Annotated in this window: 17 protein-coding genes and 4 pseudogenes; 12 read left to right on the forward strand and 9 right to left on the reverse strand. The window is 71.3% G+C overall.

Translation table 11 applies throughout. The annotated features are described in order from the left end of the window. The first annotated feature begins 277 nt into the window (after nt 1-277). The 5 genes from ACZ3ZE_RS23410 to ACZ3ZE_RS23430 all read left to right on the forward strand — a co-directional run bounded on the left by ACZ3ZE_RS23410 (nt 278) and on the right by ACZ3ZE_RS23430 (nt 6984). Nucleotides 278-2146 (forward strand): HSP90 family protein, encoded by a 1869-nt coding sequence (locus tag ACZ3ZE_RS23410; protein ID WP_467260526.1) that lies wholly within the window; start codon nt 278-280, stop codon nt 2144-2146. Beyond that, a complete protein-coding gene (locus tag ACZ3ZE_RS23415) occupies nt 2147-5107 on the forward strand; it encodes a tetratricopeptide repeat protein (RefSeq protein ID WP_467260528.1) in 2961 nt (986 codons plus the stop codon). A gap of 199 nt (nt 5108-5306) precedes the next feature. Beyond that, nucleotides 5307-5717: a VOC family protein gene (locus tag ACZ3ZE_RS23420; protein ID WP_361176469.1), complete on the forward strand. Its 411-nt coding sequence runs from the start codon at nt 5307-5309 to the stop codon at nt 5715-5717. Between the two features lie 100 nt (nt 5718-5817). Continuing rightward, the gene (locus ACZ3ZE_RS23425; RefSeq protein ID WP_467260531.1) at nt 5818-6321 is read left to right on the forward strand and encodes a helix-turn-helix transcriptional regulator; all 504 of its coding nucleotides are present in this window, start codon (nt 5818-5820) and stop codon (nt 6319-6321) included. Between the two features lie 96 nt (nt 6322-6417). Next, nucleotides 6418-6984 (forward strand): DUF4291 domain-containing protein, encoded by a 567-nt coding sequence (locus ACZ3ZE_RS23430; RefSeq protein WP_361176465.1) that lies wholly within the window; start codon nt 6418-6420, stop codon nt 6982-6984. A 35-nt stretch (nt 6985-7019) separates the two neighbouring features. Here ACZ3ZE_RS23430 and ACZ3ZE_RS23435 read toward each other — a convergent pair whose 3' ends face one another. Beyond that, complete coding sequence (locus ACZ3ZE_RS23435) at nt 7020-7649, reverse strand: class I SAM-dependent methyltransferase (protein WP_467260533.1); 630 nt, start codon at nt 7647-7649, stop codon at nt 7020-7022. A gap of 348 nt (nt 7650-7997) precedes the next feature. Here ACZ3ZE_RS23435 and ACZ3ZE_RS23440 point away from each other — a divergent pair, with 348 nt between their 5' ends. The 3 genes from ACZ3ZE_RS23440 to ACZ3ZE_RS23450 all read left to right on the forward strand — a co-directional run bounded on the left by ACZ3ZE_RS23440 (nt 7998) and on the right by ACZ3ZE_RS23450 (nt 10105). Next, entirely contained in the window at nt 7998-8894 is an 897-nt protein-coding gene (locus ACZ3ZE_RS23440) for a hypothetical protein (protein WP_467260536.1), read from the forward strand. Between the two features lie 141 nt (nt 8895-9035). Further along, nucleotides 9036-9536 carry a GNAT family N-acetyltransferase gene (locus ACZ3ZE_RS23445; protein WP_467260539.1) on the forward strand — a complete coding sequence of 167 codons (501 nt, stop codon included), beginning with the start codon at nt 9036-9038 and terminating at the stop codon, nt 9534-9536. 131 nt (nt 9537-9667) lie between these two features. Beyond that, nucleotides 9668-10105: a glutaredoxin domain-containing protein gene (locus tag ACZ3ZE_RS23450; protein ID WP_361176457.1), complete on the forward strand. Its 438-nt coding sequence runs from the start codon at nt 9668-9670 to the stop codon at nt 10103-10105. Nucleotides 10106-10326: 221 nt separating this feature from the next. On the opposite strand, the gene ACZ3ZE_RS23455 is transcribed toward ACZ3ZE_RS23450, so the two are convergent. Continuing rightward, nucleotides 10327-11301 carry an alpha/beta hydrolase gene (locus tag ACZ3ZE_RS23455; protein WP_467260541.1) on the reverse strand — a complete coding sequence of 325 codons (975 nt, stop codon included), beginning with the start codon at nt 11299-11301 and terminating at the stop codon, nt 10327-10329. Nucleotides 11302-11563: 262 nt separating this feature from the next. On the opposite strand from ACZ3ZE_RS23455, the pseudogene ACZ3ZE_RS23460 reads away from it, so the two are divergent. Beyond that, a pseudogene (locus tag ACZ3ZE_RS23460) lies at nt 11564-11791 on the forward strand (type 1 glutamine amidotransferase domain-containing protein); the annotation flags it as partial. A gap of 80 nt (nt 11792-11871) precedes the next feature. On the opposite strand, the gene ACZ3ZE_RS23465 reads toward ACZ3ZE_RS23460, so the two are convergent. Both ACZ3ZE_RS23465 and ACZ3ZE_RS23470 read right to left on the reverse strand, forming a co-directional pair. Next, nucleotides 11872-12312: a hypothetical protein gene (locus ACZ3ZE_RS23465; RefSeq protein WP_467260544.1), complete on the reverse strand. Its 441-nt coding sequence runs from the start codon at nt 12310-12312 to the stop codon at nt 11872-11874. Between the two features lie 299 nt (nt 12313-12611). After that, entirely contained in the window at nt 12612-13019 is a 408-nt protein-coding gene (locus tag ACZ3ZE_RS23470; RefSeq protein WP_361630383.1) for a GNAT family N-acetyltransferase, read from the reverse strand. A 61-nt stretch (nt 13020-13080) separates the two neighbouring features. On the opposite strand from ACZ3ZE_RS23470, the pseudogene ACZ3ZE_RS23475 reads away from it, so the two are divergent. Next, nucleotides 13081-13662 (forward strand): annotated as a pseudogene (locus tag ACZ3ZE_RS23475) (transposase); the annotation flags it as partial. Between the two features lie 148 nt (nt 13663-13810). On the opposite strand, the gene ACZ3ZE_RS23480 reads toward ACZ3ZE_RS23475, so the two are convergent. The 5 genes and pseudogenes from ACZ3ZE_RS23480 to lanKC form a co-directional block, all read right to left on the reverse strand. Further along, complete coding sequence (locus ACZ3ZE_RS23480) at nt 13811-14731, reverse strand: hypothetical protein (protein WP_467260733.1); 921 nt, start codon at nt 14729-14731, stop codon at nt 13811-13813. 29 nt (nt 14732-14760) lie between these two features. Next, nucleotides 14761-15005: pseudogene (locus ACZ3ZE_RS23485) on the reverse strand (transposase family protein); the annotation flags it as partial. 217 nt (nt 15006-15222) lie between these two features. Further along, nucleotides 15223-15510, reverse strand: a complete 288-nt coding sequence (locus ACZ3ZE_RS23490) for a hypothetical protein (protein WP_361176447.1) — start codon at nt 15508-15510, stop codon at nt 15223-15225. A gap of 314 nt (nt 15511-15824) precedes the next feature. Continuing rightward, nucleotides 15825-16751, reverse strand: coding sequence for a serine hydrolase (locus ACZ3ZE_RS23495; RefSeq protein WP_361176445.1), 927 nt, complete (start codon nt 16749-16751; stop codon nt 15825-15827). Between the two features lie 437 nt (nt 16752-17188). After that, a complete protein-coding gene (gene lanKC / locus ACZ3ZE_RS23500) occupies nt 17189-19912 on the reverse strand; it encodes a class III lanthionine synthetase LanKC (RefSeq protein ID WP_467260546.1) in 2724 nt (907 codons plus the stop codon). 269 nt (nt 19913-20181) lie between these two features. On the opposite strand from lanKC, the pseudogene ACZ3ZE_RS23505 reads away from it, so the two are divergent. After that, nucleotides 20182-20548: pseudogene (locus ACZ3ZE_RS23505) on the forward strand (glycosyl hydrolase-related protein); the annotation flags it as partial. A gap of 436 nt (nt 20549-20984) precedes the next feature. Then, complete coding sequence (locus ACZ3ZE_RS23510; protein WP_361176441.1) at nt 20985-21335, forward strand: hypothetical protein; 351 nt, start codon at nt 20985-20987, stop codon at nt 21333-21335. The last annotated feature ends 589 nt before the right edge of the window (nt 21336-21924 follow it).

A 21924-nucleotide genomic window follows, 5' to 3' on the forward strand; every position in this document is an offset into this window, starting at 1 on the left:
GACGCCTGACGCCTGACGCCTGACGCCTGACGCCTGACGCCTGACGCCTGACGCCTGACGCCTGACGCCTGACGCCTGACGCCTGACGCCTGACCGGCGGTCCGCAGCCGCCGGCCGTCGTCCGGCGCCGCGGCCGAGTCCCGGCCGCCCCCACCCGCCCCGACGGATCGACCAGCGGTCGCCGACAGGCCGCCCATCGGCCGCCTCCCCCCCCTCCCGCCCACAAGCCCGCCCGCCCCGCCCTCCGGCGCGGGCGCGCCCAGCGAAGGACCGACCCTTGTCCCCTTCCGGTTCCGAGACCGCGCACACCTTCCAGGTCGACCTGCGCGGCCTGGTCGACCTGCTCTCCCACCACCTCTACTCGAGCCCCCGCGTCTACCTGCGCGAGCTGCTCCAGAACGCCGTCGACGCCATCACCGCGCGCCAGGCGCTGGACCCCGCCGCGCCCGGCACCATCACCGTGCGCACCGGCGACACCCTCACCGTCACGGACACCGGCGTCGGTCTGTCCGAGGCCGACGTCCACCGCTTCCTGGCCACCATCGGGCGCAGCTCCAAGCGGACCCCGGACGGCGCTCTCGACGGGGCGGGGCTCGATGCCGCGCGCGGGGAGTTCATCGGCCAGTTCGGCATCGGTCTGCTCGCCTGCTTCGTGGTCGCCGACGAGATCACGGTGCTCACCAGGTCCGCGGCGGACCCGGCGGCGCCCGCCGTCGAATGGCGCGGCCACTCCGACGGGCGCTACACCATCCGTACGCTGCCCGCCTCGGCCGTGCCCGAGCCGGGCACGACCGTGCGGCTCGTTCCGCGGGTCGACAACGCGGAGTGGACGAGCCCCGAGCGGGTCGTCGAACTGGCCCGGCACTACGGCGGGTTGCTGCGGCACGAGGTCGCCGTCGTCGGACCGCGCGGTGAGGACCACCGCGTCAACGAGACGCCTCCGTGGGACCGTACCCACCGCTCCCCGCTGGCCCGCCGCGAGGCGTTCGCCGAGTACGGCCGTACCCTCTTCGGCTTCACCCCGCTCGACACCATCGAGCTCGACCTCCCGGCGGCCGGCCTGCGGGGCGCCGCGTACGTCCTGCCCACCCCCGTCAGCCCGGCCGAGCGCGCGGGCCACCGCGTCCACCTCAAGGGCATGCTGCTCACCGACCAGGCCCCGGAGCTGCTGCCGGACTGGGCGTTCTTCGTACGGTGCGTCGTCGACACCACGAGCCTGCGGCCGACCGCCTCCCGTGAGGCGCTGTACGAGGACGGCACGCTGTCCGCCGTACGCGACGCCCTCGGCGACCGGATCCGTGACTGGCTCACCGGGCTCGCCGCCAGCGATCCGGCCCTGTTGCACCGGTTCATCGACAGCCACCACCTCGCCGTCAAGGCGCTCGCCCGCTACGACGACGAACTGCTCCGCATCGTGCTGCCGTGGCTGCCGTTCGAGACCACCGACGGCAACGTCACCCTGGAGGAGTTCGCCCGGACCCACCCGGCCCTCCTGGTCACCCGGAGCGTCGAGGAGTTCCGGCAGGTCGCCCCGATCGCCTCGGCCGCCGGCCTCGGCGTCGTCAACGGCGGCTATACCTACGACCGCGACCTCGTGCTCCGGCTGCCGGAGATCCGGCCCGGCACGAGCGTCACCGACCTCGACCCGGCCACCGTCACCGCCCACCTCGACGCCGTCGACCCCACCGCCGAGCTGCGCGCGGCTGCCTTCCTCGCCATCGCCCGGGAGACCGTCGGCGTCCACGACTGCGACGTCGTCCTGCGCGACTTCCAGCCCGTGACCGCCCCCGCGCTGCTCCTCGACAACCGTGAGGCACGCCACGAGCGGACCCGGTCCCACCTCGCGGCCGACAGCGACGGCCTGTGGGCCGACATCCTCGGCTCCCTGCGCCACGAGACCCCCCGGGCGCAGCTCGTCCTGAACCACCTCAACCCGCTGGTCCGCCAGGCGATCACGATCGCCGAGCGCGGCCTCGCCGTCACGACCGCCGAAGCGCTCTACGGCCAGGCCCTGCTGCTCAGCCGCCGCCCCCTGAAGGCGAGCGAGAGCGCCCTGCTCAACCGGGCGTTCATCGGACTGCTCACCCACGCCATGCACCACCCCGGCACGGACGCCCCCGGCACCGAGCCCCGGAAGGAGATCTAGATGCTGGACACCCCCGAGGCCGTGCTGGAGGCGATGCGGGAGAACCACGACCGCCCGCACGGTCTCCACCGCACCGTCACCGCCGAGGAACTCGTCGAGGCGGCGGAGGCGTTCGACAAGCCCGACGTGCTCGTCACCGCCCTGCTGGAACTCATGACGGCCTATGAGTTCACCGGCGAACACCGCAAGTCGCCCGTCGTCTTCGCCCGGCTGCTCAAGCTCTGGGACACCGCGCCCGAGTCGTTCAGCCCCTGGGAGGCCCACCAGGTCTTCTGGCGCTTCAAGTGGGTCACCACGTCACTGCTCCAGGTCCCCGAGGTGCCGCTGGCCACCGTGCACGGCTGGATCGACCGGATGCGCTCTCGCTACGAGGCGGCCGAGCACGACATGCAGCCCGTCGCGGCCATGCGCTACCACGTCGCCGTCCACACGGGCGACGGCGTCGCCGACGCGTACGACCTGTGGGCGACCCGCGGGCGCACCGAGCTGAGCGACTGCGAGGCCTGCGAGACCCGCAACTTCGCCTGGCACCAGGTGCTGTCGGGCGACGACGAGGGAGCCCTCGACACCTGGGCGCCGGTCCTCGGCGGCGCGCAGGCGTGCAGCGAGGAGCCGCAGGCGAGCCAGGCCCGCGCCCTGCTGCCGATGCTGCGCACCGGACGCACGGACGAGGTCCGCTCCCACCACCTCACCGGATACCGCAAGGTCCGCGGCGGCAACGGTACGCAGCAGGAGGTCGGCCTCCACCTGGAGTTCTGCGCCCTGTCGCGCAACGAGGGCCGCGGCCTGGAGATCCTCGCCGAGAACCGCCCGCTGTTCGAGGCCGTCGGCGCCCCGCTGGCCCACCTGGAGTTCCTCACCGGCGTGGAGGTCCTGATCGCCCGCCTGGTCGAGGACGGGCACGCCGACACGCCGGTCGCCGGACCGCCCGGCCGGAACTGGACGGCCGGTGAACTCCTCGGCCACGTCCGCTCCGAGGCCGACGCGCTGGCCGCGGCCTTCGACGGGCGCAACGGCACCACCGCCGTCGGCGACCGGCGCGCCCTGCGGCTCGCCCGGCAGCCCCTGGTCGACGAGCCGCTGCCGCTGGGCCTGCGGTCGCCCGCCGCCCGCGGCCCCGTCGCGCCCGCCCCGGCCGCGAAGGCCCCGGTCGCCGCGCTCCCCGAGGACTTCGTCGCCCTCGTGGGCGAGGCACGCCGCCTCTCGCGCGAGGGGCACCCCACGGCAGAGCGCCTGTGGACCGCCGTCGACCAGCGCCTCGCCGACGGCGGCGCGGAGCACGACGCCGGACTCGGCCCGGAGGACCTGCTGCGCGCGGAGCTCGCCGAGCACCGTGCCGGCGGACTCGGATCGGCCGACCACGACGACGAGGCCGTCGTGGCGATGGAGGAAGCCGCCGATCTGTTCGAGCGGGTCGGGATGCCCTGGCACGCCCTGTCCGCCCGGGCCCGCGCCGCGTCCTGGGGGACCACCCCCGAGGAGGCCGAGGCGAACGGCGACGCCGTACGGGCCCGCCTCGACGGGTTCCTGCGCGACGCGGAGCGTCTGATGACCGAGGCCCCGCTGACGGGCGAGTCGCCCGGTGCGGGGGAGACGGCCTCCGGCGCGGACGTGGGCGGCCAGCGGGTCCGCGAGTACCTCATCGTGCTCAACGCCTGCGCCTACGCCGCCTACCGCGACGCCGAGCACCGGCTTCCGGAGCCGCCCGACGCCGCCATGGAACGGTTCGAGGAGCACGTCGGCCGCCTCGGTGCGGAGGCCGAACGCCTGTCCGTCCCCCACCAGCGCGCCAACGCCCGCCAGTACGTCGCGGACCTGCACGGGCGGCGCGGCGACCACGCCCGGGCCGAGACGGAACTGCGCGCCGCCCTGAAGGACCTGGAAGGTTCCGCGCGCCCCTGGCGAGGCTCACGCCCGCGGGCCCTGCTCGCGCAGTTCCTGATGGCCAAGGGCGAGCCGGCCGAGGCAAGGGAGCTGCTGCACCAGGCGATCGCCGACGCCGTACGGTACGACGACACCCGCTTCCCGCTGGCCCCGACCTACGCCCTGCTCGGGCACGCCCTCTCGCACCTCGGCGACCCGGCCGGCGCGGTGCGCCACCTCTCGGAGGCCGCCGCGCGCTTCGACCAGGCGGAGGAGCACACCGAGGCCACCGAGACCCGGCTCCAGCTCGCCGACGTCCTGTCCGGCAGCGGCAGGCAGGCCGACGCCGTCGCCGTACTGGAGTCCGTCCTGTCCGACCCGACGGCCGCCTCCCTCGACGAGCGCGTCCTCGCCCAGGCCCGCCTCAACCTGGCGCGCGGGCTGCGGGAGCTGGAGGAGCACCTGCCCGCGGCCACCGAGTTCCTGCGCCTGGCGGACACCGTCGCGGCATGGGAGGAGGACCGGTACATCCACACGCTGGTCGCCGCCGAGACCGCCACCACCCTGGCCCTCGCCGACCGCTGGGACCAGGCGGCCACGGCGTACCAGCGGGCCCTGGCGGCGCACGCCGAGGCCCCGAACCCGCCGCTGATCACCGAAATGATGCGCGAGTTCGCCCGCCTGACCATGGTGGCCAGGGAATCCGAGGGCGTGGACGCCGCCCTCGACCACCTGGCCCAGGCCGACGCCGTCATCGCCGCCGCCGTGGCGGACGCGGCCGAGGACTACCCGGACTGGTACGAGAGGGGCTCCGTCCACTACCGGCGCGCCCGCGTCCTCGCCGAGGCAGACCGCTTCCCCGAGGCGCTGGCCGAGGCGGAAGCCGCGATCTCCGCCCACGAACAGGGCGGCGAACGAGGCGAGGTGCCGCGCGCCGAGGCCGTCCGCATGGCCGCGCTGATCGAGGGCAACGGCCTGGACCGGCGCAACGACGCCATCACCCGCCTCACGACCGCCGCGGCCCGCTGCCGCAACGCGGGCCTCGACGAGGCGGCCCACATCCTGGACGCTCTGCGGCAGGAGTACATGGCGCGGTAGCGCGACAGCGTGGTGGCCTGGGCCGAGCGGACGGGCGGCCCAGGCCACCACGCCACGACGGGCACCCGGTCCGCCGTCGGCGAACCTCACGCCCTGCCGGGCGTGAGAGCGATCCCGCGACCCCACCCCCCTTGCAACCCGCGCGATCGGTCAGGATTCGAGAAGCGCGGGCCAGGAGGCCGCGACTAGCCTGCTGGTCATGGACATCACCATTCACACGGTTTCCCTCCCGCACGACGACCCGGACGCGTCGGTCGCCTTCTACCGAGACCTCCTCGGCTTCGAGGTCCGCAGCGATGTCGGGCAGGGCAGGACGCGCTGGATCACGGTGGGTCCGGCGGGGCAGCCGGGCACGTCGATCCTGCTGGCGCCCCCTGCCGTCGATCCCGGCATCACCGAGTCCGAACGCCGCACGATCACCGAGATGATGGCGAAGGGCACCTACGGCTGGATCCTGCTGGCCACCCCGGACCTCGACGCGTTGTTCGAGAAGGTGCAGGCCGGTGACGCGGAGGTCGTCCAGGAGCCGACCGAGCAGCCGTACGGGGTACGCGACTGTGCCTTCCGCGACCCCGCGGGCAATCTGGTCCGCTTCCAGGAGCTGCGCTGAGCCGTACGGGCTCACGCCGCGACCACCCGGGAGGCGTGCACCCAGGTGCTCGAAGACGTCCGATGGATCGGGAAGGCCCAAGGCGTAGGGGAGGGGTTCGATGTGCAGGCCTGAATGGCGCCGTGCCCGTGTCCAGGCGCAGCGTCTCGCTGACCTGGCGCGGCTGCGTCGTGTCCGTGACCGGATCGACCGGCAGTACGCGTTGCCGTTGAACGTGGAGGCGCTCGCCCGTGGGGCGAGCATGTCCGCGGGACATCTGAGTCGGCAGTTCCGGGCGGCCTACGGGCAGTCGCCGTACGCGTATCTGATGACGCGTCGTATCGAGCGGGCGGCGGCGCTGCTGCGGCGGGGCGACCTCAGCGTCACCGAGGTCTGCTTCGCGGTCGGCTGCGCGTCACTGGGGACGTTCACCACCCGCTTCACGGAGCTGGTCGGCACCTCGCCCGGGGCATTCCGGCGTCAGGCGACGGATACGGCGGCCGGCTGCCCCGATGCCGCGGGGCCGGCGGTCGCGGTGGAGGGGATGCCGGCGTGCGTGGCGAAGCAGGTCGCGAGGCCGGTCACGAATCGAGCAGCCCTGGCGGCCGCGCGGCTGCCAGCGTAAGAGCCATCCGGCTTCTGTGTTCCCTCCGTCGAACAGGGCCACAAGCCGGCGAAATCGGCTCGCCGCGCCGGCGGACCAGATGGCAAGGTGCGGCGCATGACGTCCCAGTATCAGATTCGTGCCGACTACGACGCTCGCACGATCGTGGTCTATCAGGCGTATGCGCCCGCCATCGCCGACGCGGCACTGCGGGCGGGCCGCTTCGTCGCGCCGTTCTCGTTCCACCGGATGACGTGGATCAAGCCGTCGTTCATGTGGCTGATGCACCGCAGCAACTGGGCCCGCAAGCCAGGCCAGGAACGCGTTCTCGCGGTGCGGATCACTCGGGAGGGCTGGGAGGAGGCCCTGTCCCAGGCCGTGCTGACGACCGCCGACCCGGCGGCGGTGGCCCAGGCGCCCGTGCACGTCCAGTGGGACCCGGAGCGCTCGCCGCGCGGAGCGGCCCTGAACCACTACAGCATCCAGGTCGGCATTGGCCGCCACCTGATCCGCACGTTCACCGACGACTGGATCGTCAGTCTCACCGACCTCACTCCCCAGGTGCGCAGGGCCTCGACCCTGATACAGACCGGCCATGCCACCAAGGCCCAGCGGATGTTTCCTGCGGAGCGCGCCTACCCGATGCCCCGGACACTGGAAGACACCGTTTGCCGGGCTGGATGAGGCGGACTGGTGAGCGTCCGCCGCTCGGGCAGGCCCTACGAACGGCGGGCCAGCAGATGGGCGTCGAGGAAGCCTCGCTCGGAGGCGGGGTCGTGGAGAAGCCGGGCGAAGGGATCGAGTCCGGCGGAGGCCAGGAGGTCGGCGAGCCGGTCCGCCGGCCAGCTGTAGGCAGGCGTCACCTTGTGATCGAATCGGATCGGTTCCGGTCCGTCGGTCCCGAAGAAGGAGACCAGGAGCAGGCCGCCCGGTGCCAGGACGCGTACCTGTTCGGCGAGCAGCTCCGGCAGTTCCCCCGGAGGGGTGTGGATCATCGAGTAGTGGGCCAGTACGCCGCCGAGCGCACCGTCCTCGATCGGCAGGGCCTCCATCCGCGCCTCCTGGAAGCGCAGCGCCGGATGGGCCTCGCGGGCGTGGTCGATCATGCCCGGCGAGAGGTCGAGCCCGAAGGCGTCCAGGCCCAGTTCGTTGAGCATGGCCGTCAGATGCCCGGGCCCGCACCCGAGGTCCGCTGCCCGTGGATTGCCCGTCGCGCGCACCAGTTCGGCGAAGGTGCCGATCATGGCCCGGGCGAACGGCCGTGTCTCCAACCGGTCTGCGAACAGCGACGCGTACAGCTCGACGACCCCGTCGTAGGCCACCCTGGTCTCGTCCTGATGATTCGCCACAGGCAGGACCCTATAGCCCGTCTGGGCGGTGTCCTCGTGGAGGGTTGGAGGCGAGGTGGCGGACGTGGTGTGGGGTCGGATGAACCCCTGCCCTCCCACCCGGCGCGTTCGCAACGTCGGTCGGCGGTCGGTTGTCGGCCACCCGCACTCGAGAGGCGGCGGTGCGGGCGGCCGGTCCTTCGGGCTCCCGTCCTGTCGGGGGCCGTGCTCCGACGGTACGTCGCGGTGGCACGGGCAGCACTGTGGGAAGGCGCTGTCCAGTCCGTGCGGGTGACCTGACCAGGCATCCGGCGGAACCGGTACCCGTGGGAGCCACCGAGCCCGGTGAGGGCGGAACAGAGTGAGGGCGTGGATGTCGAGATGATCGCCGACGAGCTGTACGGGCTCACGCCGAACCAGTTCACCGCGGCGCGGGACGCGTACGTCGCCGAGGCGCGCAAGGCGAAGGACCCCGCGGCGGCGAAGGCGATCGCCGCGCTGCGCCGGCCGGTGGCCGCGGCGTGGGCCGCGAACCTTCTGGCCCGTCAGCAGCCGCAGGAGACCGCGAGGTTCTTGACGCTGGGGGAGAACCTGAGGGAGGCGCACCGGACGCTCGACGCCGAGCAGCTGCGGACGGCGAGCCGACAGCAGCACCAGCTCGTCACCACCCTCGCCCGCACCGCCGCCGCCCTGGCCGGCGAGGCAGGCCAGCCGGTCAGCGACACCGTACTGCAAGCCATCGAACAGATCCTCCACGGCGTGCTCGCCCACCCGGACGTCGCCCGGCAGTGGGCGGCCGGCCGACTGGTGAGGGTGCCCGAGGCCACGGTCGACTTCACCGCCATCGCCCCGGAGACCGCGCCGCCGCGCCCCGCCCCGGCCGCGTCCCCGGCCAAGCGGACCCGGCCGAACCAACGGCAACGGCACGACGACGATGCACGGCTCCGGGATCTCGAACGGGCTCGCACTGCTGCGGCACAGGCCGACACGGAGGCCGCCCGGTGCGAGCAAGAGCTCCGTGAGGCGAGGGAGGCCGAGTCGGCTACGCGGGCCCTGGCGGAGGAGGCCGGCAAGCGGGTGCGGCGCCTGGAGCACGACCTGCGGACGGCACGACAGGAGCAGCAGCAGTCGGTGGCGGCGTCGGCACAGGCGCGTGAGGCGCTGAAGGCTGCGGAACGGGCTGCGCGTGAAGCCCGACGTGCCGCGGAGCGCTCCCACGGCGAGGCCGAGCGCCTGGGTTCCACCTTTGGCTCCGCGACCGAGTGACCACCGCGTTGCCGCCTACGCAGCGAGCGAATGACCGAGTTCCTTCACGGTGCGGGGTGGCGGGGGCGTCTGGCCCGTGGTCGGCGATGCGATCATCATGGGGGAATGGTTGAAAGCTCATCCTCCGGTGCACTGACTGTGATGCGACTTGCCCAATACACGAAGGCGGACCAGGAGGAGATCCTTGGCGCCGGCGAGGACCCCTTCGGTGTCGCCTTGACAGGTCTGACCTGGCTGCCGAAAGAAGATCACTTCGGCATCGGACGGCACGGCCGGCTCGTGGCACACACCGGCCTGCTGCGACTGCGTGTCGCGATCGGAGACACCGAGACCGAGGTGGTGGGCGTCGGCGGGGTGGCCGTAGCACCCGGAATGCAGGGTCAGGGACTGGCGCGGCTCATCGTGACAGCAGCGCTGGATCATGCCCGGACGATGGGCCCTCAACATGCGCTGCTGTTCTGCCGGCAGCCCCTCATACCGCTGTACCAGCGCCTCGGATGGCACCCGCTCGACGAAGACGTCCTCGTCGAACAGCCCGAAGGCCGCCTGGCAACCATGCCGCTGCAGACGATGGTGACACCCCTGCGCGACGACGCCCGCTGGCCCGAAGGGTCAGTGCGACTGTTCTCTCTGCCCATGTGACGGCCCCTTGAGGGGAGCGGCACGGCGCACCGGCCCGGCCCGTTTCGAGCCGAGCATCTGCTCGCCGCCCGAACGCTCGGGCGGGTGGGCCGGTTCGAAGAGCATGTCGACTCATCGGTAGCCTGCCTCCCATGATGCGCGCTTGGCTCCTGCCGGTACTGCTCGCGGTCTGCGGCTCGGCGGTCGCGACTGGAATGAGCGTCAAGGGGAACCTTGGCACAGCCTCGGGAGTCCTCTTGGCGTTCCTGGTGCTCGCCGGAGTGAACTCGCCGCTGATCTTCCCGAGGTCGATCGGTGCGCGGGAGGCGCAACGTCGTAGCGCGGTCGACGGTCGACCGGTCGTCTTCTGGCGTCCGGGCTGCGCGTACTGCATGCGCCTGCGTCTCCGGCTAGGTGGCCGTGCTCGCCGGCTGCATTGGGTCAACATCTGGACTGACCCGGTGGGAGCCGCGGTGGTGAGGGAAGCCAACGACGGCAACGAGACCGTGCCGACGGTGGTCGTGGCGGGCCGGCCACACACCAATCCCGATCCCGCATGGGTGCGCGAACTGCTGTCCCCTACCGCGTGATCAGAAACGCGCGCCCCTACCGAAGGTTGCCCGCACGCCCGAGCGGACCGCGACCGAACAACAAGCCTCGGGCTCAGCCATCCCGGCACGATAGCCCCGGGCTGAGATCACCCCGTCCACCGACGGGCGCTCCGCAGGGCCGCGAGCCCAGACAGGGGCCTGCGCACGACGAGCGGGCGCGCCGTCCGCCCGAACAGCCCGCCCGCTGTGCCCACGGGACGTCAGTCGTCGTGCAACGCCGTCCGGAGGGCATCGATGACGAGCTTGCGTGCGACGTTGGCCGCACGGGTGTCGCGCAGGCTGTCCAGGAGCAGGAAATCGTGGACCATACCCGTGACGCGGACGCACGTCACGTCGACACCCGCCTCGCGCAGCTTGTTGGCGTACTGTTCGCCCTCGTCCCGCAGGACATCGGCCTCGTCGGTGACGACCAGGGTGGTCGGCAGGCCCTTGAGCTGGTCGAGGGACGACCGCAGGGGGGAGGCGTGGTACTCGGCGCGCTGGGCGGGGTCAGTGGTGTACGCGTCCCAGAACCACTTCATGCCGTCGCGGGTCAGGTAGTAGCCCTCGGCGAACTGCAGGTAGGACGGAGTGTCGAAGTCGGCGTCGGTAACCGGGTAGAGCAGGACCTGGGCCTTGAGGTCGATTCCGCCGCGCTCCTTGTTCATCAGCGCGAAGACGGTGGACATGCACCCGCCGACCGAGTCCCCGGCGACGGCGATGCGTGAGACGTCCATGCCGTGTTCCGCCCCGTGCCGCGCGACCCACTGGCCGACGGCGTAGTTCTGCTCGACCTGGGTGGGGTACTTCGCTTCCGGTGCCCGGTCGTACACGGGGAAGACGCCTGCGGCGCCCGCTCCGACCGTCAGTTCACGGAAGAGCCGGTCATGGGTCTTGTCATCGCCGAAGACCCAGCCGGCGCCGTGGATGAAGAACACGACGGGCAGCGGACCGGTGGCCCCCTTCGGCCGGATGATCCGGGTGCGGACGGTGCCCCACTCGCCGGCGTCGACATCCACCCATTCCTCGTCGACATCGGGTCGGGGCACACCGGGCTCGGTCTGCAGGCCGAGGAGGATGCCGCGCCCCTGCTCGGGCGGGACCTCGTAGATCCGCGGGTGCGGGTCCGTCGCCTCGGCCAGTGCCTTGGCGGCGGGCTCGAGGTAGGGAGTGATCGGGGGAGGAAGGTCGGTCATGTCCGCTCCAAGTCGTATCGCGGGCACCAGCGTGCCCCCGCTCACGGCCGCACCGGCCGTGCCTGCTTCACCCCCCCGGTCAAGACTCCCCTCGTCCATCCTCAGATCCCACGCGTGATGCGCAACCTGCCACGGACCGTGATCTCCACCGGCCCCGAACGGGTCGCCCGGACCCTGCCCCGGGCTCCTCGTCGTGACGGCGGCCGACGTCTGGACGCTGAGAGACGGCACCAAGCACCCGACAGGCTTCTGAGGCGAGGAACTGGCGATTCCGCACAAGATCTTCGCGGGGGCTGGATGGGAGATGACGATCGCGCCCCCCGGCGGGAAGCCGCCGACGCTGGACAGGATCAGCATGGGCCGCACCGCAGGCCTGCCGGGCACCCTGCGCGAGGTCGCGAACCACCTCGCGTCGATCCAGGACGCGCCCAACAGCCCGGTTCCGCTGAACGAGGTAGATCCGGACGACTTCGACCTGATCTCAGGGCCAACCATCACGACTCTGTCCGCGATTGAGGTCGGGGCGGAGGTGTCACCGCACCGCAAGTGGGCCATAGGACCCGCGGTGATCTACAGCTGAACGGCGGGATCAATCGCGCTCACCACGTGACCATCCGTGGTCCTGCCCGCGCATTTCCAGACCGCGGTCTCATGGAAGTAGCCCACATGCAGACCGCGGCCGTGCTCGCCGCAGACGGGCCAGGTCACGCGATGGTGGCTCATGACGAATTCCTGCACTCCTTCTGCCACAGCACCCAGAGCCGCTGCCGAATCGGGTGTGGAGACCTCCGCCGACTTGATGTGGACCACGCCGACGGGTCCCAGGTCCGGGTCGCGAACGTACTCGATGTAGCAGAAGTCGTCGCCGGTGGCCGTTTTCCCGGTGTCCTGTTCCGCCGACTTGGTGACCGTCTCGAAGGCCGATCTCGCCATGGAGAAGGTTCGCGCGGTCCAGGATTCACAGAACTCCGATTCCGGAATTTCTCCACGCTCGCCGTACAGCTCGGCCATCCACGTCAGCACCTCCCCGGGGAGCTGCTCCCCGTGCCGCCAGACCGCTCGCAGCATCCGGTCCTGCCAGTCCGGGGAATTCGACATCATCGTTGCCTTCCGATGGCAATGAAAGCCGGGGGAGAGGTGGCTGCCCCCTTCCTCCCCGGCGGTGATTCACCCGAAGGGTCTCAGGTGAAGAGACCGTAGACGTTCGGAGTCGGGTTCCTGACGCAGACGTTCAGCCGGCACCCGGGCGGTCTGAGCTGGGAACGCCCCGCAGGAGAGCCTACGCAGCCGGTGCAGCACCGACCCACGCATCAGGGCCTCAGCAGTCCACCTACCCACCAGTCGTGCGGCTGGCCGTCGTTGGCAATTCCACGATTGCGCAGAGTCCCTTCGACGGTGAAGCCGAGTCTCTCGGCGACGGCGCGCGACCCGGTGTTCCCGGCCATGGCCCACCATTCGATGCGGTGCACGTCGAGGGTGGTCCAACCCCAATCGCACAGCGCCCGCGCCGCCTCCACCGAGAAGCCGTGACCGCGCTGCTCCTTGACCGCCCAGTAGCCGAGCTCCCAGACGCCACGGCTGATGAGGGTCAGGCAGTACGAGCCGACCAGGTCGCAGGTGTCCTTGCGGAACGCCCCGAGCGTGTAGTCCTTGAGCTCTTTCAGAGTGGCCACTGATGGAGTGACCCAGGCCGAGTCAGCATGAGGACCGCAACGCACAGGGCTCCCGCGCCGTTGAGGGAGGTGTTCGAAGTCTCAACCCATCGGCACAGGAGCCCTGTTGGTTCTCCACCCTGCCGCACTCGACCTGCCTCACGCTCTGGTCGAGTGGGTATCCATGCTCATCGTCACCCGTGAGGGTGACCGCCGCTGCAAGCTGCCGCCCCACCAGCGTGCTCTCGTGGGCCTGGTCTACCTTCGCCGGCACGACACGCTCGCGCAGATCGCCGCAGGCTTCGGCATATCCGTCGGCACCGCCCACGCTTACGTCCAGGCCGTCGTCCAGCACCTGTCCGGCCGGGCACCGGGCCTCCTGCGGGTCCTGCGCGAGGACGATCCGGACTACGTCCTGCTCGACGGGACGCTCGCCGAGTGCGACCGCGTCGGCGACAGCCGGGCGGACTTCTCCCAGAAGCACCGCCGCCATGGCGTGAATGTGCAAGTCGTGGCCGATCCGACGGGCGAGCTGCTGTGGATCTCACCCGCGCTGCCCGGCCGCACCCACGACCTGACCGCCGCCCGCACCCACCGCGTCATCCGGATCTGCGAACGCCAGGGCGTTCCGATCCTCGCCGACCGCGCCTACATCGGGGCCGGACCCTGGGTGACCACACCGATCAGACGGCTCCCGAACCGCGACCTCGGGTGTCCGTCGAGCACGGCACGGTTCCCTTGCAGTCCTCGTGGATCTTCTACGGAGCCCGCATCCAGCGCCTACCGCGCGACCGTCATCGCCAACGCCGCCTTCGCTCCGAGCGAGACAACACCGAGAACGCTCCCTTATGGGGCGGTCAGGCTCGCTGAATGCCACTGGTGTCGTAGAGGATCCCGCGAGGACCGTTCTGGATCTGGACTTCCAGGGCGTTTCCCCGCCGGGACAGAGCGAGGTACCAGACCCCGGGTTCAAGAACGGCGGGCGCACCGATGTCCACGCTGAGCCGACGTGACGTCGGCACAGCAAACCAGAAGGGGTTCGACGAACCCGAAGGCAGCTCAGGGAGCGGGCTGGTCGGTTCCGTGTCTTCAGATGCCGCAGGACGCGGCGCCGACGGCGCGGGGTACACGCGGGGCGTCATAGTGTCTTCGAGTGCCTCAGCACTTGGATACGGGTATACGTGAGGCATCGGAGATGCCGGCTGCCCGGGGTAGGCCTGACCCCCGCCGAAAATCTCAGGTGTGGCGGAGCCCCGGAGATGGACCGCCTGCGTGTGCATCAACAGGTTGAGGTCGGCTGCTGCTCTTTCGACGAGGTCAGCGAGTTCCGACGGAGACCTGTCGAGCGACTGGCCGGCTTCCTTCTGCAGGAGCACCCTCCTGATCAGGGTGCTGGTCTCCGTGAGGGAGGTACGGGCACTCGCCAGGGGCTGGGTGTCGACGAGTTCGGCTTCGGTGGCGACCATCCGGAAGAAGCCGGTGTTCACTTCAGCCAGCAGTTCGCGAAGCGTGGTGTCGAAGAGGCTGATGTCGATCGGCCGGCCGGCCTCCAGATCCTGGATGACATGTCCCAGAAAGAGTGCGCAGGACCTGGAGGCCGTGCGTGCGGCCGCCGTCGTTTCAAGGGCTTGCGTCCTGGTCTGCGCCTGCCGGTCCAGAGATTCCTTCCGCTCGGCCGATCTCCGGCTGGAGCGTTGGACGAGCGCAGTCCCGAACGCGGTGATGGCAGCGCCTCCGAGCGCGCCCACTACTCCGACGATCACCTCTAAGGCGGCCACTCGGACATCTTGAATGACATGCCCGACGGTCACAAGAGGGGCTGGTGAAAACAGCGTTGCCCCTCCAGAACGAGGACGGCTTCGGCGATGACGGTCATGCGCTGGGGGCTGATGCGGGAGCTGTGGAAGATCCGCCAGGACTTCAGCCGTGCCATCGCGCGCTCGACCGGAGCCCTGGCCCGGGTGAGGGCTCGGTTGACGGTGCTCCGGGTCGGGTGAGCTATACGCCCGGTGGCCGTCTGAGGCCGGTGGTGGCCCAAGGGCCGGCACCCTGTCTGTCGCCGACCTCACCCTCACAGCTTCCTTCACCCGATCGGTGTCACGCTGAAAGAGCTCCTTGTCCTCGGCCCACTGGGCGGGCAGCTTCTCGCCGACGAGCTGCTCCGCGTCCACACGCCGGTACGGCACTGGCACAGGCGTATAGAACTGGATGTCCTCGTCCTGGGGAAGCTCACCCATCAGCTATCGCGGACCGATTCGTCAACCGGTTCTCATACCCATGGGGGGTCACACTGCAGGATGCAGTCGCCGTGCCACCATGTGCAGCAGTCGTGGCTGCGCGTGGGGTCCCGGTCGACGTATTCCGTGATGATGCGGCCGTCTTCGATGTGGGCCACGCCTACTTGCTTCCTGAAGTCGATCTTTAGGGTGTCGAGTTCCATGGTCATGCATTTGATCGCGTATTTGTCGGCGGCTTCGGGGTACTGGTCGAACAGTTTGTTGAGCGCGTCGAAGAACTCGGGGTCGCTCTGCGGCCCGCAGGTGGGCTTGATGGTCATGGCAACGCTCCAAAGCGGTGAGTGCTCTGAGTCCCCCAGGCGAATGCGTTGCAACCCTGTTCTCTCATCGTCTCGCGGGTGCCACGCCGATGCCACTCGACCACGGCCTGCAACCAGCCGGCCCGCAGCGACCCCGGCATGGCGGCCGCCGACGGACCCAGGGCGGGCCATGACCGCAACCACCGACACCGTTACGGGAATCGGCTCCGCCGCGTCACCTTCGCCGGGCGGGCTCAGCGGCAGCGGTCGGGGGCTCCGGGCCCCAAGGGCGCGGAGCGGTGCCGACTCGGTGTTTCTCGCGCGGGATCAGGGCGTCAGCCCCGGGGCACCGCGACGTACGCCTCCCTGGGTGAGGTGGTCGGGGTGTATCGGGATGCGGCGGGAGCGGTCGGGACCAGGTCTCGGTGGATCACCTTGGCCACGGCCTGGATCGTCTGCACGCCGTAGTTCATCGTGCTGTTGCCGTCGCTGAGCACGGAGATGGTGTAGTCGTGGCCGCCGCCCCGGAACACGCCGATGCTGTGCACGCGCCAGCCGCGAGTGGCGCGCTGCAGCCAGCCGTTCTTCACGTGCTTGGACACGGAGGAGGGCGCGCCGGCCGGGGTTCCCCACTTCTGGGAGGTGATGACGTTCCCCATGAGCTTGAGGATGTAGGCGCGGGAGTTGTCGCTCAGGACGGTGTTCCTGGTGGTGAGCAGCGTGAGCAGCCGCTGCTCGTCGGTGACGTTGATCCGGGTGAGTCCCCAGTAGCCGCCGGACCCAGGCACCGTCCGCGTCATGCCGGAAGCCGCCAGGAACCCCTTCACCTTGGTGACGCCGAGCTGGTTCCACAGGGCGGTGGTGGCCGCGTTGTCGGACTTGGTGATCATGGCGGTCGCGAGCGTGGACTCGCGTGCCGTCAGGTACCGGTTGTGCTTCTTGGCGTCCCAGAGGAGCGTGGCGAGGACGGTCACCTTCACCACGCTGGCCGAGTCGTACGAGGTCGTGGCGCGCAGGGTGCAGGTGGTGTTCGTGGTGCGGTCGTGCACGCCGACGGCGACGGTCCCGGTACGCGAGGCGAGGGCGGCGGTGATGTCCCGCTGGAGCTTGGTCGCGAGCCCGGCCTTGCCCGAGGTGCAGCTGACCTGTGGCGCGGGAGCAGCGGAAGCGGGCGCCGCGCCTGCGACGACGACAGGCACGAGCATCCCGGCGGCTGCCACGACCGGAAGGACGCGGGCGCGCAGGGATATGTGGTGAGTCATGCGGTTCCCCCTTGGAACTGAAACGAACACGCCGATGGCGTACTCGCTTTACATGACTCTTGTGCGCACGGATGGTTGTGCGAATCCGACCTTCTGCCCGTAGAAGAACCCGAGCCTCTTCGGCGAGCAGGCGGACAGAGCGAGGTCGGGGCCGACGGCAGGACCATCGGTCCTGCCATCAGTCCCGGCCCTCGCGGGTCCCGGTTCGCTACATCGGCTCGGGGAAGATGTCGCTGATGCTCCAGGCGACGCTGAAGCAGGGCACGAGGGCCTGGGTGTCCTGCTCGGTGTCCAGAGTCTGGAGCGCGAGGATCTGGCTCATGGGTGATCTCCTGTTTCCTGTGGGGGTTCTAGCGGTGCGGTCGGTGACTGCGTACCTCGGCACGGAGGTGTTCGGCGCCGTGCCGAGGGGTTCATGGGAGGCGCGTCCGGTGACGTCAGGCGGCTGCCAGGAGTCGGGGACGTGCGTGGTGGGCCCCTGTCAGGAGCGGGCCGGACAGCAGGCGGTGGAGGGTCAGCAGGACACCGGCCCCGCCGCTGGACAGGTCGGCGGTGAACCGCTGCGAACCCGCTCCGAGGAAGCGGACGCCGCGCCGGTACGGGACGGCGTACTTCAGCAGGCCGGTCGCGGCGCGCACGGCGTCCCTGCGGGCGGCGTCCGTGCCGGTGCGCTCGGCGTGCTCGGTCAGGAACCAGGTCAGTCCGGCCAGGCCCCGGTACAGGCCCGCCTCCTTCGTGGCGCACGAGACCCGGATGCCGGCGACCAGCCGCGGCAGTGCCGCGGCGCAGCGCTCGTCCGGCGCGGTGGCCACGTAGCGGGTGAGCACCGTCGCGAGACCGGCCGCGCCTGTGGCCAGGTACGGCATGGCACGGGTGAGCCGTGCGTTGTCGGAGAGGGACAAGGCGCCGTCGTCCAGCGGGAACGTCCGGTCAAGCTCCTGGTGGAGCAGCAGGCGGCCGGCCTCCAGGAAGCGGGCCTCGCCGGTGTCGCGGGCCAGGCGGTGGAGGAAGAGCGCGAGCCCCGAGCGGCCGTGCAGCATGCCGCGGGCGTCGTGCTCGCCGAGGGCGGCCGGCAGGTCGGGGGTACGCAGCAGGCCTTCCCCGGCCGCGGCGGCCCGCTCCAGGTGGCTGCTCTCCCCGGTCAGCCGGTGCAGGGCGAGCCAGCTCAGGCCGACTCCGGCCCGCCCGCCGGCCAGCGTGCCGCATGAGGCGGTGAGGGGGTGACCGTCGGCGTCCCGGAGCAGGTCGGCGGCCTCGTCCAGGCGGCCGAGGCCGGCCAGCACCTGGGCGATGCCGGCCGAGCCGACGAGTAGTCCGGGGGGCAGTGCGTCGCGCAGCGCCAGCGTGTCGCGGCGCAGCCGTTCGAGGATCTCCTCCGGCACCGCAGCACCGGCGCGGTGCAGGGCGTGCACCACTCCGGCCGTGCCGTAGGCCAGGCACACGTTGTTGGTCCGGAACGCCTCGGGCGAGGGCGGGAAGGCCCAGTCAGGCCGGTCGGGGTCAGCCATCTCGAGGAGACCGGCGGTCACTTCCTCGGCCAGCCGGGTGAGGCAGCCGCGCGGATCGGTGTCCAGCTCGGCGGGGGAGGGCGGGCGGTCGGGACCGCACCGGTCCTGCGCCCGGCCATCCGTCATGCCATCCGACGGACCCTGCGCCCGGCTATCCGTCGGGTCCTCCGCCCGGCTATCCGTCAGGTACTCCGCCCGGCCATCCGCGCGGCCCTCCCTCAGGCGGCCCCCCTCGCGTCCCTCCGTCAGGTGGAATGCGGTCGCCCGCCGCCACAGGTCCTGCGGTGGAGCCACGTCCGCCAGATCGCGGCGCAGGAGTCCGAGGTTGGCGGGCGCGTGCTCGGCGATCTCGTTGAACGGTGCCAGGAAGGCGAGCGCGACTGCCGACGTGCCGTACCGGTCCTGCAGCAGCGGATCGGGGTCGGCGTGGCGTAGGCCGGGTGGCGGCGTGAACCCCGGAGTTCCCATCCCGGACGGGGGTGCGGACAGTGCCGACGCCGCTTCGAAGTCCACCAGCCGGACTCCGCCCGACGGCGTGACCAGGATGTTGCCCAGGCTGAGGTCGCCGAACCGGTAGCCGGCGGCGTGGAGCCGTTCGAGCGAGGCGTCGAGCGCGGCCAGCAGCCGTCGGCACGCCTCGTAGTACACGGTGACGGACTCGGCCGTACGGTCGGCGCGGGCCAGCGGGGAGGAGCGGCTCAGCCAGCCCACCAGCGGCTGCCCCGCGACGTACTCGGTGACGAGGAAGTCGTGCTCCCACTCCGTGAAGTGGTCCAGCGGCTCCGGGCCCACCCCCGGGGCCGCCGCGTGCAGCTCGCGCAGCACCTCATATTCGTGCCGCAGCCGCCGCTGCGCGTCGGTCCCGTCGAAGACCAGGCCGTTGTGGGCACGGGCCTCCTTGAGGAAGACGGTGCGGCCGGTCCGCCGGTCGCGGGCCTGGTAGGCGCCGCCGGCGTTGCTCAGGCGCACCGCGCGGATCACCTCGTAGTCGCGGATCAGGATCGGGCCCGCGTGCGGCTGCTCCTCCTGCGCGACGAAGGGGTCCGTGATCCCCGCGGGCAGGTGGAAGGCGGGCAGTCGCGAGTCCACGACCTCGCGGCCTGAACCGTCGAGGACGATGCCCTCCCGGGTGCCGTCGGCCCGGAGTCGGCTGCGGGCGGCGTCGAAGGAGCCGTAGCGGTAGTGGACCGTCCGCGAGTCGCGATAGCGCCGGTCGGTGAGGACGTACGGCCCCTCCTCCCCGTCGAGCGCGTCGCGCAGGCGTTCCAGCAGCCGGCGGGCGGTCGCCGTGTCCGGTGGGTAGACGGCGCAGAATTTGCCCGCCTGGGGCCGGGGCGCGTGCTTGTGATGGAGGAACAGGAAGAAGAGCCGGGCGCTCAGGTGCTTGAACGGCACGCCTTCGGAGAAGCAGATCCCGGCGACCGTGTCGAGCACGTGCTGCGCCCGGTCGAGGCGCGCCGACACGTGGATCTTCCAGCCCTGCTCGGCGAGTCCGGTCCGCGGACTGCCCCAGACCGTCCAGATGCCCTGGACGGAGCCGCACACGCCCGGCGGCACCTCGCCGGGAGCGAAGCGCGGCCCGGGGTCGGCCATGCCGGCCAGCGGCAGGTAGTACTCCCGGTCCGCGAGCGCCTCGCCGAAGCCTTCGAGCACGGGATCTCCTCACAGGGGACGGTGGGTGGGCCGCAACAACGTTCTCGCGTGCAGGACGCCAGGACCGGCAGGTACGGAGGCGGTTCGGGCGGCGGCGTACGACCGGCATCAGGCGAGAGCACCTCCGGGGCACCCGGCAGGCCCCCCGAACGGGCGGTTCGGTGTGCGGATCGCTTGACCGGTCCTCGTGCCGGTGACGAGGGTGAGAGCAATTGGTCTACACCAGTTGGTTTACGGCGGTAGGCGCCGCAGCTCCGCGGCGCTTCTCTCGTTCCACTCGGACCCTGGCACCGGGCGCGACGATCGAGGACGCGGTCCGCGAGGGCTACCGCATCAACCTCCCGCCGCGCGAACGGACCGTCGCCGCCGAGGTGACCCCGCTGCTGACCGTCGACGACGACGCGGTCGTACCGCCCTGAAACTGGCCGACGACGGCAGCGGCGACGTCGTCGTGCGCTTCCACGAAGCCCAAGGCGGCCGCGTGAACACCACCCTGACGCCGGCCTTCGACGCACTCGACGTGGTGGAGACGGACCTCCTGGAACGCCCGCTGGAGGCCGCGACCCTGCGGCCGGAGGCGTACCCGTGAAGCTCCGCCCGTTCGAACTCCGCACGCTGCGATTCCGGCGCTTCTGACGGCACATGCGGCAGGGGCCGCCCCGACGCAGACGAGCGTCGGGGCGGCCCTCGCCGCGCCGCGGTATGACCGTGGAGATGCGCGCCCGCACCTGGAAGAGCGGCCGGGGCCGGACGACCGCCGCGTCCGCACGGCCTCACCAAGCCCGCGCGCGAGCGACACAGAAGCCCGACCGGGGGACACAGCGCTCGGTTCACGCCGCGTGGTACGGCGCGCGCCGCGCCGGCTCCGGCTGAATCGTGTTCAGCGGCACCTCGGGGCTGGACAGGGGGTCGGCGGCATCGCCGCTGCTGACCCACGTAGCGGTTCGAACGCGGTCGGACGCGACCGGTGGGCATCCGGTGCCCGACCGGCGAACGACCTGTTCCAGCGGCCTTCTCAGACGACGCGAAGCGCTCTGACAACGGGGAATCAGCCGCTACTAGCGTCCACGGCATGACAACGAAGAAGCCCCTTGCGGGCAAGATCGCGGCCGTCGCCATCGGTGTCGCCGCCGCCACTCTCGCCGTCACCACGTCGGCATCCGCATCGACCCTCGGCTACGCCGAGGTCTGGCACGGCGACGACTTCGCCCGTGCCAGCAACAACTACATCTACGTCTTCGACGGCGAGTCCGACGGCAACGGGGTCTACGCCGACTTCTGGACGGCGGACGGCAAGCACCTGTCCCAGTGGGACGGCAGTGGCCACGACGCGTACGGCTCCGAGAACTGGTACCCGGCCAACGTGACGTCGATCCGCGTCTGCGAGGACAACAAGGGCTGCTCGGGCTGGAAGACCCTCTGACCGAAGCCTCCGTCGGTCCCGTCCTCTTCCTGGGGCGGGGCCGACGGAGGCCCGCATCGCCGCGGACTGCCGTCCCGGTTCACGCGTGGGCCTGACCGCCGCCCACAACGCCGAGCCCGAGTCGGCTCGCGCCGTCCCCCTGCGGCGTTGCTCCCGACCTGGCCGATCGCGGTCCACATGAGCGTCCGATCGCAGTGCCGGGCGCGCGGTGGGGATTCCCCGGCTCCGTGGTGCTGCTTCGCCCGGCTGTCGGCCGACGGCCAACGGCCGACGCCGGCCGACATCGGGCGACCACCGTCCGGATCCATGCGCCCCCCGACCCGAGCCGGCTTCAGCACGCCCTCGTGCACCTCGCACACCGACGCATCCCCATATCCGGGAGGATCCCCGTGCACAGACGAAGAGCCGTTCTCATAGCCCTCGTGGCGACGTTCCTGGCGCTCTCCCCAGCCGTCGCGCAGGCCCAGGAGGCGCCCGCTTCCCAGCCGAACCCCGCACCGCAGACGGTGCTGACGGCCCCGTCCCCGGCCCTGACCGCCACGCCGCCGCCCACGCCGGGACCCCCTCTCCAGCCGTCGTCCGTGCCCGG

It is taken from the genome of Streptomyces sp. NPDC023157, assembly GCF_055560575.1.

Excerpts from the sequence above, each read along its gene's own strand:
- ACZ3ZE_RS23510 (WP_361176441.1), top strand. The coding sequence starts at position 20,985 with ATGACAACGAAGAAGCCCCTTGCGGGCAAGATCGCGGCCGTCGCCATC.
- ACZ3ZE_RS23465 (WP_467260544.1), bottom strand. The coding sequence starts at position 12,312 with ATGGCCGAGCTGTACGGCGAGCGTGGAGAAATTCCGGAATCGGAGTTC.
- ACZ3ZE_RS23490 (WP_361176447.1), bottom strand. The coding sequence starts at position 15,510 with ATGACCATCAAGCCCACCTGCGGGCCGCAGAGCGACCCCGAGTTCTTC.
- ACZ3ZE_RS23445 (WP_467260539.1), top strand. The coding sequence starts at position 9,036 with ATGCGACTTGCCCAATACACGAAGGCGGACCAGGAGGAGATCCTTGGC.
- ACZ3ZE_RS23420 (WP_361176469.1), top strand. The coding sequence starts at position 5,307 with ATGGACATCACCATTCACACGGTTTCCCTCCCGCACGACGACCCGGAC.
- ACZ3ZE_RS23415 (WP_467260528.1), top strand. The coding sequence starts at position 2,147 with ATGCTGGACACCCCCGAGGCCGTGCTGGAGGCGATGCGGGAGAACCAC.
- ACZ3ZE_RS23450 (WP_361176457.1), top strand. The coding sequence starts at position 9,668 with ATGATGCGCGCTTGGCTCCTGCCGGTACTGCTCGCGGTCTGCGGCTCG.
- ACZ3ZE_RS23495 (WP_361176445.1), bottom strand. The coding sequence starts at position 16,751 with ATGACTCACCACATATCCCTGCGCGCCCGCGTCCTTCCGGTCGTGGCA.
- ACZ3ZE_RS23455 (WP_467260541.1), bottom strand. The coding sequence starts at position 11,301 with ATGACCGACCTTCCTCCCCCGATCACTCCCTACCTCGAGCCCGCCGCC.
- ACZ3ZE_RS23425 (WP_467260531.1), top strand. The coding sequence starts at position 5,818 with ATGTGCAGGCCTGAATGGCGCCGTGCCCGTGTCCAGGCGCAGCGTCTC.
- ACZ3ZE_RS23430 (WP_361176465.1), top strand. The coding sequence starts at position 6,418 with ATGACGTCCCAGTATCAGATTCGTGCCGACTACGACGCTCGCACGATC.